The 13,424-nt window shown below is 41.7% G+C and carries 13 protein-coding genes; 4 read left to right on the top strand and 9 right to left on the bottom strand.

Annotation, left to right across the window (positions count from 1 at the left end; all coding sequences use genetic code 11):
* Positions 1-38 precede the first annotated feature (38 nt).
* Together Abci_RS03950 and Abci_RS03945 are read right to left on the bottom strand one after the other, a co-directional pair.
* On the bottom strand, positions 39-665 hold the full coding sequence (locus tag Abci_RS03950; protein ID WP_048837834.1) for a recombinase family protein: 627 nt from the start codon (positions 663-665) through the stop codon (positions 39-41).
* Entirely contained in the window at positions 662-1,207 is a 546-nt protein-coding gene (locus Abci_RS03945) for a hypothetical protein (RefSeq protein WP_048837833.1), read from the bottom strand. The genes Abci_RS03950 and Abci_RS03945 overlap by 4 nt, the downstream gene beginning before the upstream one ends.
* A gap of 421 nt (positions 1,208-1,628) precedes the next feature.
* Here Abci_RS03945 and Abci_RS03940 point away from each other — a divergent pair, with 421 nt between their 5' ends.
* The 4 genes from Abci_RS03940 to Abci_RS03925 all read left to right on the top strand — a co-directional run bounded on the left by Abci_RS03940 (position 1,629) and on the right by Abci_RS03925 (position 4,715).
* Complete coding sequence (locus Abci_RS03940; RefSeq protein WP_052944759.1) at positions 1,629-2,627, top strand: AAA family ATPase; 999 nt, start codon at positions 1,629-1,631, stop codon at positions 2,625-2,627.
* Positions 2,628-2,750: 123 nt separating this feature from the next.
* Positions 2,751-3,422: a Flp family type IVb pilin gene (locus tag Abci_RS03935; RefSeq protein WP_084597506.1), complete on the top strand. Its 672-nt coding sequence runs from the start codon at positions 2,751-2,753 to the stop codon at positions 3,420-3,422.
* Positions 3,423-3,628: 206 nt separating this feature from the next.
* Positions 3,629-3,817, top strand: a complete 189-nt coding sequence (locus tag Abci_RS03930) for a Flp family type IVb pilin (RefSeq protein WP_048837832.1) — start codon at positions 3,629-3,631, stop codon at positions 3,815-3,817.
* A gap of 160 nt (positions 3,818-3,977) precedes the next feature.
* The gene (locus tag Abci_RS03925) at positions 3,978-4,715 is read left to right on the top strand and encodes a Flp family type IVb pilin (RefSeq protein ID WP_084597505.1); all 738 of its coding nucleotides are present in this window, start codon (positions 3,978-3,980) and stop codon (positions 4,713-4,715) included.
* Between the two features lie 70 nt (positions 4,716-4,785).
* Here the strand turns inward: Abci_RS03925 and Abci_RS03920 are convergent, their stop codons facing one another.
* From Abci_RS03920 to Abci_RS03890, 7 genes are all read right to left on the bottom strand, one after another.
* Complete coding sequence (locus Abci_RS03920; protein WP_048837831.1) at positions 4,786-6,558, bottom strand: hypothetical protein; 1,773 nt, start codon at positions 6,556-6,558, stop codon at positions 4,786-4,788.
* Positions 6,555-6,956, bottom strand: coding sequence for a hypothetical protein (locus tag Abci_RS03915; protein ID WP_048837830.1), 402 nt, complete (start codon positions 6,954-6,956; stop codon positions 6,555-6,557). The genes Abci_RS03920 and Abci_RS03915 overlap by 4 nt, the downstream gene beginning before the upstream one ends.
* A 626-nt stretch (positions 6,957-7,582) precedes the next feature.
* A complete protein-coding gene (locus Abci_RS03910) occupies positions 7,583-7,993 on the bottom strand; it encodes a hypothetical protein (protein WP_048837829.1) in 411 nt (136 codons plus the stop codon).
* A gap of 209 nt (positions 7,994-8,202) precedes the next feature.
* Entirely contained in the window at positions 8,203-9,387 is a 1,185-nt protein-coding gene (locus Abci_RS03905) for a DUF4268 domain-containing protein (protein WP_048837936.1), read from the bottom strand.
* A gap of 39 nt (positions 9,388-9,426) precedes the next feature.
* On the bottom strand, positions 9,427-9,918 hold the full coding sequence (locus Abci_RS03900) for a MucR family transcriptional regulator (RefSeq protein WP_048837828.1): 492 nt from the start codon (positions 9,916-9,918) through the stop codon (positions 9,427-9,429).
* 140 nt (positions 9,919-10,058) lie between these two features.
* The gene (locus tag Abci_RS03895; protein ID WP_048837827.1) at positions 10,059-11,186 is read right to left on the bottom strand and encodes a 3'-5' exonuclease; all 1,128 of its coding nucleotides are present in this window, start codon (positions 11,184-11,186) and stop codon (positions 10,059-10,061) included.
* Positions 11,187-11,972: 786 nt separating this feature from the next.
* Complete coding sequence (locus Abci_RS03890; RefSeq protein ID WP_146806899.1) at positions 11,973-13,334, bottom strand: hypothetical protein; 1,362 nt, start codon at positions 13,332-13,334, stop codon at positions 11,973-11,975.
* Between the last annotated feature and the right edge of the window lie 90 nt (positions 13,335-13,424).

Genomic DNA, 13,424 nt, shown 5'->3' with positions numbered 1-13,424 from the left:
ATTGTAGAAGACCTTCGTAGAAAATCAAGACCTTTCTGTCAGGAGGCTTCCTGCTTCAGTGTCTCAAAAATACTGCTCTGGCGTGTGAACTGGTTTTGCTGTTGCATGGCCTGAACACGTCTGACCAATGTGGCTAAAGACACACCCGCAATGGAAGACGCATGTCTGTAGCTTTTTCCAGATGCCAGAAGGTCAAGGGCATGTTGCACCTTTGCTGAACTGGCTTTGGGTCTTCCTATGGGACGACCTGTTTTCGTTCCATATTTCTGGGCATGGTCTATGCCACTCCTGATGCGTTCATTAATCGTCTCACGCTCATTTTGAGCAATGACAGACATCAGCAGATAACTGACACGACTTGACCTGTCTGACGTATCCACACCTTCTGTCAGACTTCTGACTGTTATTCCTTTCTGGTCAAACTCTTCCAGCAATCGTGCGAGATGGGCTGTTCGTCTTCCAAGCCTGTCCACCTTCCAGACTGTCAGAACATCCCCTTTGTTTAACAGATTCAGCAAACTGTTTAACTGTGGCCTGTCTTCTGTCGCACCAGAAATGACATCCATAAAAATTCTTTCTTTTGGAATCCCGGCTTCCAGCAAACGACTGACCTGCATATCAGTGGACTGGTCTCTGGTGCTGACACGTGCATAACCATAAATCATTGCACACCGCCAAAGACATGCAGGGCTGTCACTTTGTCCGCAAGGAAATAGCGGGCCAGATAATCTCCCAATGCATAATCATCAGGAAAGTAGCTCTTCAGGACAGAAGCACAGCTACAATCAAGGTCACGATTGAAATAGGACAGGTGATTTTTGCCATCTCCTTTTATGATTTCAATATCCCTTAAAACGCCTTCCAGAAAAGCCACTATGAAAACGGATAACTGGTCTTCGCCATATTTTTCAATAATCTGTGGAGCGAGCACGTCCAGAATATTCTGGATGGCATCAGAATGATATAAATCTAATAATTTATAGGCTTGGTCTTCTATCGTGCCTTCAAGCTTGTTGCTTTCGGAATATACCGGGAATTCACGCAATGCGGAAATATAGGCTTCCTGCATTGTCTTTGTAATTTTAGAGGATTGCAGGAATGTCCTGAAGTCTTTCACATATCCTGGTGCGATGTCATCAAACCCCTCTACGGGTGAAAAAATATGATGGACGGTCAGGTTTCCAGTTCGAAATGTAATTTCACTCATAAAATATCTCCTTAAATTGTTAATCAGGGATTATTTTCTAAAATACTTTTGAATATACAATATTGAATACGATTTTCCCTTTGTATTTACATGATAAGGGTTGTGTATTCAAAAAGTCAAGTTTTTGAAACAGTCTATATTTAAGTATTTTCACTATTACTTAAAAAGGTCTTTTGAGAAAATTTTTCCAGTCCCGGCTCTCAGCGTATGGTTTTTGTGGTATCATCCATTCCATGATGAACCGGCGAATATCCTTTCTGATTATTCCCTGACAGCTTTAGCTGTCTGTTCCTCATCCTTCCTTATCCCTGTTCTGTTTTTCATTCTGACAGGACAGGTGCGTTTATTCCCTGGAGGTAGTCTATGACCATACGACCGTCACTCTGCATCTCTTCCCTTCTCAAACAACAGGAACAGGCAGATGACCGAAAACAATACTCCCGATACACAAACCGACACGCTTTCTTCCGAAGCATTCCTTGAAGAGCTTCTGGGCATTGTCCCGGATAAGGAAACCCCTGTTGGTGAACAAAGGTCAGGCTTTACCTGCCTGAAGGTTCTCCCCGAAGACCACAGTTTTCCTGAAAATTCCTCCTCAAGACGCATGGACCGTTTTGCCAGTGTCAGAAGGCTGGAAAACCCTGTCAAACTCCATACCCCCCGCAACTTTGCTACCCTGAAAACAAGGGTTCTGGACGCATGTCCTCATGCTCCACAGGCTGTTGAGGTGCTGGCTTGCTGTGATGAGGAATGGTCTGAATGGGGAAAGGTTGTTCCCATGCGTCCCGTGCTTCTGGTTGGGCCTCCGGGGTGTGGCAAGTCCACAGTGGCAAGGCTTTACCATGAAATGGCTGGCTATCCTGTCAAAACCATCAATGTCTCCGGCATGACAGATGCTCTGTCCCTGATGGGGGTGCATCAGAGTTTTGGAGAAGCCAAGCCTTCTCTGGTCACGGAATGGATGGCCAGCACGGAACTGGCGAACCCCTGCATTATCCTGGATGAAATCGACAAAGCTCCAAGGGGTGGACAGCATGGGAATGTGCAGGATGTCATGCTTCAGTTCCTTGAAGGCATGGAAGCCGGGTCATTCAATGACGTGTATCTGAACCTGCCAGTCAATGCGGGTTATGTGCGTTGGGTGCTGACAGCCAATGACCTTGCACAGGTGTCAGAGCCTCTTCGTTCCAGATGTCGGATTGTGCATGTTGAACAGCCAAAAGGGCAGGATGTTATCCTTCTGGCACGCAGGATTATGGCTGAGATTGCGAGGGAACGTGACCTGCTCCCGCAATGGTTCACCCTGAGCCAGGAAGAGGAGGAACTGGTGCAACGCTACTGCACCAAAGACCTGCGTTCCATGCGTCAATACATTGAAGTCATCATGAAAGACCAGATGACCTACTGGAAGGTAGCCTGATAGCAGAGGATGGAATGCCACTCAGTTGGGTGGCATTTTCTGCCAAAGTTTCGATATGTTTGAAGTTATTCCTGAATATATATTACAATAAATTTGTATATATACAAAGGAGGATTTTAAATCATGATTTTAAAAAAGGTAAAAAATGAGATTGGTGCAACAGCTATAGAATATGGGCTTATTGCATCGTTAGTGGCTGTTGTTGCTATTAGTGGTATATCCGCAGTTGGCGTGAATTTAAAAAACACCTATTGCACAATATCAACGCATCTTGGTGGAACTGGTGATTGCTCTGGTTCAACATCTAGTAGTTCTACACAAGGAAATAGTGGTGTATCCCTTGCAGACGGAGCCTCTTTGGACGACTTACAAAAATCACTATCTGATAAGCTTGATGCTTCATTCGCAGACACATCTATTGGAGGAACTGCATCTATGGACCCTGATGGTCCATGGGATTTAGATTGGAGTGGCCCTTGGGACCCAGCCGATTATGCAGGAAAATTAGCCGATTCATTACAATCAATTAACAGCAGTGATCCTATTACAAATGTTTTAGGCTTATATAATCATCAAACATCAAATACACTCTCTTCTTATTCTGATGCTCTTAATGCATTGAAAACGGCTCAGGCTGGCGGGAATAGGGATAATACACCCAGTGATGGTGAAGCTTTCGCATCAGCAAAAGGTTGGCCTGGGCTTGAAGTTACCACTGCGTCAGGAAAAGTTTACACATTGTATGCCCCAAACGGGGATACATCTGTCACTGTCAAAGAAACATCAGCAAAATAAAAACCACCAGACCGTTTTAGGAGGGGGTCTGATGGTCACTTATGTCGCTACAACATAAAATTATTATTTTATATATAAATGATAATGTCAAGAAAATAATTTAAAAAAGTTCGATTTTCTTGCATATTAGCAAAAGTATTTATTATTATATATTTAAGGCATCATAATAGTATGGTGTTCAATATTAATATTTGGAGGATTTTCATATGAAAACTTTACTTAAAACACGTAAAAATGAAGTTGGGGCAACCGCTATCGAATATGGTCTGATTGCTGCCTTGATTTCAGTCGCAATTATTACTGCTGTCACAACACTTGGAACTAATTTAACCAGTGTATTTAACAATGTTGGTTCTACGTTAGCTACAGTTAGCAGTGCAAAATCAAGTGGTTAATCCACAGAAGCAAGCGTTATACGTTATGGGGAACCTTTCGGGGTTCCTTTTTTTATGTCCAGCGTATGGAAAGAATTTTTCAAATAGTTCGATATGTTTGAAGTTATTCCTTAATATATATTACAATAAAAATGTATATATACAATGGAGGATTTCCAATATGATTTATTATAAAAAGAAAATACAGCAGGAGGTTGGTGCTACAGCCATAGAATATGGCATACTGTCTGCCCTGATTGCTGTTGTTACGATTTTAGGTTTACAGGCAACAGGAACAAATCTTGGGACAACCTATTGCACCATAGCCAATAAATTAAGTCAGGCTGTTGGAGCAGGAAGCACAGCATCCGGTTGCTCTGCTAACAGTAGTGGCTCTGGCAGTTCCGGAAATAGTGGAACACGTGCTGGTAGTAGTGGAACAAGTGCAGATAATTCAACAGTCATGACACCAGCTTCAGGCACACTTCTTACTCCATTTTCAAATGCTGTTTCTAGCGACCTTGTAAATTTCGCAGTATATGGAATTACAACTATCTCTGGTTTCTATGACGCTAATGGAAATAAACTCACAACTCCAGAACAATTAGCTAACTCTGTAGGAGTGTCTGATGATTTATATAACCAATTAGTCAGTGCTATAACTTCAGGGACATCTGATTATCAGTCAAAAATAGATGCACAACAGGCTGTAATAGATGCTGTCACTAAATCAGGGAAACAGTATTATGATAAGGCTTCAGATATAACTTTGACAAATTCGAGTGGTGATACATATACATACCAATCTGATGATTCATCAAAATCGCTTCATAATTATGCTAAAAAAGTATTGGTTGGAGGGGTAGAAGTAACTACTTCTGGTATGCCGTTTTTCACATCAAAAGCTACTGGAGATTAAAAACATAAAGCCAGCATATGATGGCTTTAACGGGGAACCTTTCGGGGTTCCTTTTTTTATGCGTATCACATCATATTTTCAAAGTGTTTCCATGGTTTTCAACGTCTGAATTCTGTTGTTTCATCCATGCCATGGCTTCATTTGTTTTCTGAAGAATTTTTGCATTTTCCGCGTCCATCTTCCTGTTCTTCCAGTTTGTTAATTTGTCTTCCAGATAATCCACATTTCTGGAAATCATCTGTGTCAGAATATCCTTGCCATGCAGGTTCAGGAAATTCTCAAACGTGACAGAATTCCCGTTCTGTTGGGCATGAAGCTTCTGATAATTTTTGTAGGACGATTTGTATAAAAGATAGCTCTGGAACAGCACTTCGTCCTGCTGGTCATCGCTCATCATGTTCCATGTCGCATCACTGATGGGTGCAGGAAGCCCAAAATTAATGGCAATGGGATAAGGCTTGTTCCTGATAGTCACAGACCCACCAAAAAACAGGCTCAGAAACAGTTCCACCAGCAAAAGCAGAATATTGCTGTCAATGCTGTTGTTCCATTGGTCAAGCCAGTATTGCTGGTCTTTAAGGTTCTGATAGGCTCTGCGATAAAAATACCAGTCTGCTTTTTTGGCTTCTTTCAATCGGGCTTTTATGTCCCTGATATAATCAGGGGTAATCAGAACAATATGAGATAGGCTGGCAACATGGGTGATACGTCTGTTCAGTGTTCCAGTGCAGACAATCTTTTTAATATCTGGCTTTGTGATGACAGGATTTGAACCTGTTGCTGTGCGATGGTTTCGAGCAACTGCTGTATCTGGTCGATGGGTGAGGGTCTGTCTCCTGTCTGGTTGTTCATCAGGTCGAGAATGTCTTGTGTGTTCCTGTTCGCTCCACAGGCTTCCTGGTAGGTCTGCTGGTATAAAGTAATCCTCTTGTCCTGTTCCGAGTTCTGGAAGTGTTCTGTCATTAATTTTTCCTTTCTTTTGAATGTCTGCATAAAATGGGAGGTCATACCCCCTTACATAGTTCACAGCCTGTTTTGCTGTGATTTTCAGAGGTTTTCCCTCTGCTTTGGAGGCCATGTTGACCAGCCTGTTCAGCGCATGAACATTGCCCGTCTGGTCTATGACAACCGGCCCCTTATCCCCCATAGCCAGAGAACAGCCATGAGCCTTTAACTGCTCCATAAGAACAGTCGGGACAAAGCTCTTCCAGCCCTTGAGAACGATTACAGCCAGTCCAGCCTTATCAATATGGGTGCGTTCCTGTTGAGCACGTTCCTGGGGTTTTAATCGGGCTTTAGGCTTCTGAATGTCCCAAAGTCCTGCATCTCTTAAACGTTGGGCTTGGATTGTTTTCCCTTCTGCCTCCAGAGCCTTGATGACAGCACGATTATGGGCACCCGGTGTTATGGTTTCCCCTGTGCGAAGTTCAGCCAGTCTGTTGATTTTCTCGCGTCTGGCATGGTCATGATCCATGCGAAGACAGGAGCCGGATGGAAGGAGTAGGGAATAAACCCTGTGTCTGTGTTCCCTGCCATGTTTGACATGGATGGCTTCAGAGAAGGGCTGTTTTGTGAGAGAAAATTCTTTCTCGTAATCCTGCCAGTAGGCTTCCCATTCCTGAGCCGTCCAGTCCTTCGCAGGGTCAGCGTGAACATGGTAGAGAGGTTTGGAGTGGCTGGCATAGCGTCCAATGTTCGTAAGCTCTTTAATCTGGTCTGTAATGCCCTGCTGAACCAGACCACGTGACGCGCCTGCAAAGGTGGCATCATTCTGCTTTTTGTCATCGCGGAGATGACGCCAGAGGTTAGACCCTCCCTTGCCTCGGGTGGCTCCTCCTATCATTCATGTCTCTCAAGCTTTCTGCGTAGGGTATCAAGATTGAGCACAGCCTGACGCACATCAGGAATAAGCTTCTCGGCCTCCTTATGCGCCATGACATGACCATCCTGACGGGTTTTGATGGCATACTGAACCAATGCTCCACACAGTTCAGCCGTGCTTTCCCTGAGCCTGTAAAGCTCCTTGATGTATTCCGGCTTGGGTGGTGTGCGTGGACTATAGGCTTTGACTGGCTTGACCTTCTGATATGTATCAGAGGGAGAAAGAGCACCAGCCAGACACTCGCGCACAAGACTGTTGGCTGTGATGTCACGCTGTCTGGCATGGTGTGTGATGCACGCATATTGCTCATCATCCAGACGAACCAGTAACGATTTTTTCAGTTTTCTTTTTTCACTCATGCAATGGGTCTCCTGCTTAAATGGGGGTCAACGGGGGAAAAGCATTTTCCCCCTTGCCAGCTACCAGAAGACGCGAAGCGGATACTGGTATGGCTGGCTATAATCAAAAGATAACAAATAAGATGGCAAACAAGGTGAGAAAACATAAACAGGGATAAAAAGGTATTTTGTAGGTCTAATACAGGTGCTTTACATAAAATGTGTTACATACCTGAAAACTTAAACATAATTTTGTGCTGATGAAACATTATAAAAACAGGGAAACAGTCAACATAAAATATTGTTGATTATGAAGGGGAAAACATAAGAAATGGTCAAGCGGGAATGCTGTTGATCCGCCACAAAAATATACAAGAAAAATAAATATTGTTTAAATAAACTTGTTATTTATGCATGGAGGCACTTATAATTATAAATATAGGCATATTTAAAGAAAGGAATTAAAAATGAAAAATATCATTACATATATATTATGCGCTCTGGAATGGGTTTTGCTTTATATTTTTGGTTTGTATGTATTTATATCAAACATTCTTATAAGCGCATTAACTCCTGTTGTCTTTTTTTATTTCGTCTCTCACGTTGTGCTTAAAATTTTTTAAAATATTAAAATAGTTTATAATGATTTATATTTTTCCTACTTCCTGATTTTTCTGTTGGCGTGACTTCCTGCGAACGACCTTGCTGACAGCATCTTTCAACGCATAGGCATGGTTTTTGAGTTCTGAGAGATCTTCAGGACTATCCTGGATAACATCCAGCAGGGTTTCAAGGTCTTTGAAGATAACAGGAAGCTTTGTGACCTGACTTCTGACACGTTCCCTGTTTACGGCTTCACTGGTAACACGCCACCATTCCAGAACTTCGACTTTTTCCTGCTTGGTGCATTTATCCAGAATGGCACTGGAAACTAGGGAATAGTAGCAGGGGAAAGAACCAAGGGTTTCCTTGATGGCTCGTTTCTTTTCAGGGCTGTAAGTCCAACGACTGATTTCCCATTTGGGTCTGGATTTATTGTCTAATAATCGAAATTGCATGATTAAAATCTCCTTATAAAATAAATGGTCAACATTTTATAAATGTGACGTTCAAATATAATTATAAGTAAATAATCATAATTATTTCAATGTTTAGAGTCGTAAATCAATAGTTTTTACTTATTTCATATGGGAGTGTAAAAATGTGTGTCTAGGAAGCGGTCAACATGGAGTCATGTTGACCGAGTTAAGAATAAAGTATGGTAAGTTTATTCCATTTGATCTTCTTCCATGTTTAAGGAATCTTCAGAATGACTGTTCTTCATAGCCTGTCCATATTTGTCTAAATATGGAGAAAGAACCTTTTGGAACAATAAAATATTTTCGGCCATCCATTCTACGATGGTAGACCAATTATTTTTATCAAATCCGTCAAATGAGTGTGCCAAAACGATACGGCTGGATTTTTTGTCGTCCAATCGCTTCCATTCTAATTTTTTTCCGATAGCGTGTTCTATTTCATCTTTATGCTCATAAAATTTATCAAATATAGATTTATTCCATAAAGTATCTCCTCGTGAAAAACTCAATTCAACACGAGACTCAGATTTCCCAAAAACCAAGCTATACGGGCATCCACTCAACCCAGAACCCGCATTAATCCAGTGATCTTTCGTAGGGCTTACATTTGAATATAATTCAATATTTTTATTTCTAAAAATTGTTAACAAATGAGACCAGAAATTAAACCTAATTTGATGACGCTCTTTCTGCACTCCTTGAACAGTCGCTTCTTCATTCTCCTTGGATGAGATTCCTATCATGTAATCAGTAGCTTCAGGAGGAGGTATGATTAGATCAATATCTAACAAAACGTCATTTTCTAGAGAGAATGGAGTAATCCGAAAGCATTGTATCCTTACCCCTCTACTGATGAGCCATAAAACAGTAGCAGTAACTTCTTTCCTAAAGTGGCCCGCAACAAGCATGATACGCTGACTGTTCCCTGAATTAAGGACAGCTTCATCAATGTCATCAACCTCAAGGAATTCGCATATTTTGTCGGTCGATGATCCACCACCTTCATATGTTACGAGGTATTGTTGGTAGATATCAACAATCTGAGCCTTTGTTAACCTTGAAACATATGCAGTATATTTAAGTGATTGCCAGACAACATCTCGACCGGAATCATCAAGTTTATTTTCAATGATAACCAGATTTCCTGCTTTATCCAAAGCAAGAAGGTCTAGACGTTCTCTTGTGTCATCAAAACCATCAAATTCTTTTTGTATGATTAAGAGGTCTTCTCCCAATGCATTGCTTTGATGAACAAGCCACTCTTGAATATGGTCTCGTTCCTTGAATCCTAAATCACTAAATCTTCTTTTTTTAAGAGGATTTATACGATTGGTATTGCGATCCACTTTAAAAACATTACTATTTTTATTCACTGCATACCCCAAAAAAATGAGAATAATATTCTTCTAATGTCACTTCTTGTTAACTGCTTTACGCCCACGCTTCACTTCAGGGATTTGAGTTACTGGAATCAGTTCTCCCTGTGGTTCAAGCTGTTCTGGTTCTTTCTTCCCCAGACCGATATCTTTAGCCAGTTTTGAACGTTGTTCACCATAAGTGGGAGCAACCATTGGATAATTAGATGGCAAGCCCCATTTGGCTCTGTAATCCGCAGGAGTCATGCCAAAAGCTGTCATGAGATGACGTTTTAGCATCTTCAACTTTTTCCCATCTTCCAGACAAATAATGTAATCAGGGAAGACAGATTTCTTAACGGGAACAGCCGGTTTTAGAACAGGGGATACTTCCTGTTTTTCCTCAACAGAAGCCAAGGCATTATAAACCTGATGGATAAGCTCTGGAATCTGTTCTGTTGGCAATGAGTTACTGGAAAGGAAGGATGCCACGATGTCTGTGGTTAAAACATGTAAAGTGTTTATACCCTGTGTCTCATTATCAGACATAGTATGCTCTCCAGATATATTATTTAGCATAAGAAATTATTAAGAAACTGGTGTAATTTACTACTCAATAAAACAAGATGCAAGCAGGTCTGATTTTAAGCAAAACAGAATGATTGAAAGTGATAAAATTTTATCGATGATTACACCTGCACACCCACACGTTCCTCTTTCGCAAACTGTTGCCAACGATGAGCCGGGAAGGGAATAACCTGAGCCGATACGATTACAATTTCTTCAAACTCATCAACCAGTTCCCCGGCTAACTCTTTGCCAATACGAGTGGCTGAGTTCATGTAAAGCTTCATATCCACCCAATGACATGTTTTCATCCAGCCTGTATCGAGGTTAAAAGCCTTGCAGGTGTTCAGAACCATCTGAGCATCAAACGCCACATTAAACGCATAGACAGTCCTTCCAGATAGATGTTTGACCACTTCAGGGTAAATCTCCTGCCATGTTGTGACACTCTGGTTTCCCATAAGTGTGGCTCGTGTGAAAATATCTTTCGTCATGTGATGGTGGTTACTGGCTTCCTTCTGAATGGACACAGAAGGCTGGCAGAAACGATTATACAGTAAATTACCCTTATGGTCTGTTATCGTAATCTGAATCACCTGGTCATCGTCTTCCCGACCAGTCGTTTCAACATTCAGGACCAGATACGCTTTTGCAGGAATTTTCTTCTTTTCTGACATAGGACACTGAGCCAGTTTTTCCGGCTTTTCTATCTGTCTCAACAGGGCTTTCACTGCCTTGTCAGTGTCCAGACTGGTCATGAGACGGGAAAAATCATTGTTCCACCACAGCATGGAAATTTCTGCGGGTTTCAATCCTTCCCAGATGTCTTTCAGGATGGTTTTCTGAACCTGAGAGAAGCAGTTCCTTAATTGCCCAAGGGCTGGCATCAGCATCCTGTCAAAACCAAAATCCATACGTTTTTTGGTGATGAAAGGCTGAAGATATGGCTGAACCAATTGTTCCAGAACTTTACGCTTATAATCAGCCTTGTCCTTGACGTTGGCAGGAACGTCTATGAAGTTTGGAAATAAACCCAGAATGTCATATCCAGCTTCTTCCACTTTATCCGCAACAGATGTTCTTGGTGCGTTCACCATGACAAAATCACGAATGTAAAAAACCGTGGAACGTCCCACCTTACGTTCATCAGAAAAACAACGCAGGTAACGTCCTGCCAAGGGACAGGAACGATTATCAGGGATTCTGATGCCTTCAGAGAGCAGGGAAAAAACAGTGCTGTAATTTATCATAATATTACTCCATTCAATAAGTCCTTAAATATACGTTATTTATAAACTATATTTATAGTTATTGCAATGTTTATATGGATTATTATAAATAAATGTATAAAATAGTTATAATACTAATGGAAATAATCAACGGGTTTGTTTGTTGTTTCAGTGGTGTGTTTTGCATGAAATGGTCAACAGGATTTTCTGTTGACTGATAAGAGAAAAAACACAGCAAGGTTCAACAGGAAACCTGTGCGACTATGTGTTGAAAAAATCAGAAATAGATTTACTGGAATAACCCGGACGGGAAAGTATCAGACATGCTGTTCCAATGCGAAATAAGCCACGTTGAGAAGCAAAACAGACTTTTAGGGAAGATGATACCCTTTGAGGGGAAACCCTGCATCTACGGTTCATTTATGAAGAAAACCGGAAGTTCACTACAAAGAAAAAAAATCTGTAGTGAACTTTGAAACCAGAAACAGGTTTTCCAGATGAATCTGGTGAATCAGATAAAACGAGAAATAAGCCACATACAGACACGAAACAGGAACGAAGGGTATAATCTTCCCTGAAAGGGGAAAAATCGCATCCACGGGTCAATTTTGGTTATTTACAGGGGGTATGGAACGAACCCGATAGAGTGAATCACAAGAAACAGAGGAAATGAGTCTGATTAATCTGAAAGTGATATGGAAAAAGAAAAGAACCAAAAGAAAAAAGAAAAAAAAGAAGTGTGGGTGGATTTCATAATCCATAGTTATCCGTCCCCACCTGTCTCACGTCAAAAACAAAACCAGAACCTTACAAAGTCCCTGATTTTTTCATTCTGTAATAAGTCGCTCTGGAAATGTTCAGGGTTTCCCATGGTTTTGAAACTGACAGACTATTTTCCGTAAGCCATGCTTCTCTGGTCTGTCCCTGACTCGTTGGTCTTTCCTTACGTCCTTCAGTCTGGCGTTTTGTGCGTTTTCTGAGCAATCTTTCCTCATGGTCAATGAGCACGCTCATATGCTTCATTTCCTCGCGGGTAATGCATAATTTCTGAATGATGGTCTTTGTGCCAGTCGTGTAGCCCTTGTGTCGCTTTTTGGCTGAATAATCCTGACCAGCTTTCTTGTAGAGGGTCTGCATGGCGTTGTGCATATGTTTGGCAATATATCCTTCATCAATCACGCCTTCAGCCCATTGTTCCAGATTGGAGGGAAGATTGTCAGGATTGGATATCTGAGCCAGCAGGATACCAGCTTCATGGCAGAAAATATCACATTCCCCTTTTCTGACTGGCCCTCTGTAGCGCAGGAAACCAAGCGTTTTGATATCATATAGCCCTTTCTTGGCCCATGAGGCCCATCCCTTGAAACCCTGGGCTCCACGTTCATCAGGAACAAGCGCATTGGTTTTCCTGCGAGCCAGATATTCAACCCTGGCTTTTTCACGTCTCTCCTGTCTGGCTATCTTCTGCTTTTTGTAATCCTCGTATTTCTTTGGAAGAACCATGTCGCACAGGGTCGAGAAGTCATAGAACTGACCTCTGTAATCAAGGAACTCGCATCGATGACGCCTTGGATGCTGAGAGTTCACACTCCCAGGAAGACGAAAGACACGCGAAAAATCATAGGTTGCTTGGTCTGCTCCCCATGGAATGAATTTTTTTAACAGTTCTCTGTGGGTGGCCTGAAAGCGTCCCTTGCATCGCGCTGGAACAGGACATTCAAACGTATAATGCAGATAAATACCTCTGCCAGAACTGAGGATATTGGAGGGACGGGGAATGTTGTTGTCATCGCAGAACTTGAGCAGGATTTCATAATTCTCCCCAAGGTCATGATATTGAATGGTGGGGTTGGTTTCATATTTGTAGCAATCAAGGTCGATACAGATATGGTCAAAAACCGCGACAAACTCACCCCTGCGACTGCATTTGTAAAACCAGTTCATGGAGATATAGGAATCTTCAATATCCTGGGCCATGTCAAAAACGGTTTCGTATTCCGAGATATGGTAAGGTTTATCCCACCATGTTCTGCCTTTTGCATCTGGCTGTTTTAATTTCTGACCCATGATGAAAAACAGATTGGGATTGTAAGGCATGAACCTTTTCATTCTCCAATCATATGGATATCTGTCGAGTGCTACTTCAGGTTTTTTAAATGCTAATCCCATAAATTCTTCTCCTTTAATCAGGATGAAGAAAAAATTACGAGAACTACATTTTTTACTTGACTAATTCATTTAAATACTACATAATCAAAA

It is taken from the genome of Acetobacter cibinongensis, from assembly GCF_000963925.1.
Taxonomy (GTDB): Bacteria; Pseudomonadota; Alphaproteobacteria; order Acetobacterales; family Acetobacteraceae; genus Acetobacter; species Acetobacter cibinongensis.
This window is presented reverse-complemented; position numbering and strand designations above follow the sequence as displayed.

What these genes read in the sequence shown, in the direction of transcription:
- Abci_RS03950 (WP_048837834.1), bottom strand. Translation starts at nt 665, where the DNA reads ATGATTTATGGTTATGCACGTGTCAGCACCAGAGACCAGTCCACTGAT.
- Abci_RS03945 (WP_048837833.1), bottom strand. Translation starts at nt 1,207, where the DNA reads ATGAGTGAAATTACATTTCGAACTGGAAACCTGACCGTCCATCATATT.
- Abci_RS03940 (WP_052944759.1), top strand. Translation starts at nt 1,629, where the DNA reads ATGACCGAAAACAATACTCCCGATACACAAACCGACACGCTTTCTTCC.
- Abci_RS03935 (WP_084597506.1), top strand. Translation starts at nt 2,751, where the DNA reads ATGATTTTAAAAAAGGTAAAAAATGAGATTGGTGCAACAGCTATAGAA.
- Abci_RS03930 (WP_048837832.1), top strand. Translation starts at nt 3,629, where the DNA reads ATGAAAACTTTACTTAAAACACGTAAAAATGAAGTTGGGGCAACCGCT.
- Abci_RS03925 (WP_084597505.1), top strand. Translation starts at nt 3,978, where the DNA reads ATGATTTATTATAAAAAGAAAATACAGCAGGAGGTTGGTGCTACAGCC.
- Abci_RS03920 (WP_048837831.1), bottom strand. Translation starts at nt 6,558, where the DNA reads ATGATAGGAGGAGCCACCCGAGGCAAGGGAGGGTCTAACCTCTGGCGT.
- Abci_RS03915 (WP_048837830.1), bottom strand. Translation starts at nt 6,956, where the DNA reads ATGAGTGAAAAAAGAAAACTGAAAAAATCGTTACTGGTTCGTCTGGAT.
- Abci_RS03910 (WP_048837829.1), bottom strand. Translation starts at nt 7,993, where the DNA reads ATGCAATTTCGATTATTAGACAATAAATCCAGACCCAAATGGGAAATC.
- Abci_RS03900 (WP_048837828.1), bottom strand. Translation starts at nt 9,918, where the DNA reads ATGTCTGATAATGAGACACAGGGTATAAACACTTTACATGTTTTAACC.
- Abci_RS03895 (WP_048837827.1), bottom strand. Translation starts at nt 11,186, where the DNA reads ATGATAAATTACAGCACTGTTTTTTCCCTGCTCTCTGAAGGCATCAGA.
- Abci_RS03890 (WP_146806899.1), bottom strand. Translation starts at nt 13,334, where the DNA reads ATGGGATTAGCATTTAAAAAACCTGAAGTAGCACTCGACAGATATCCA.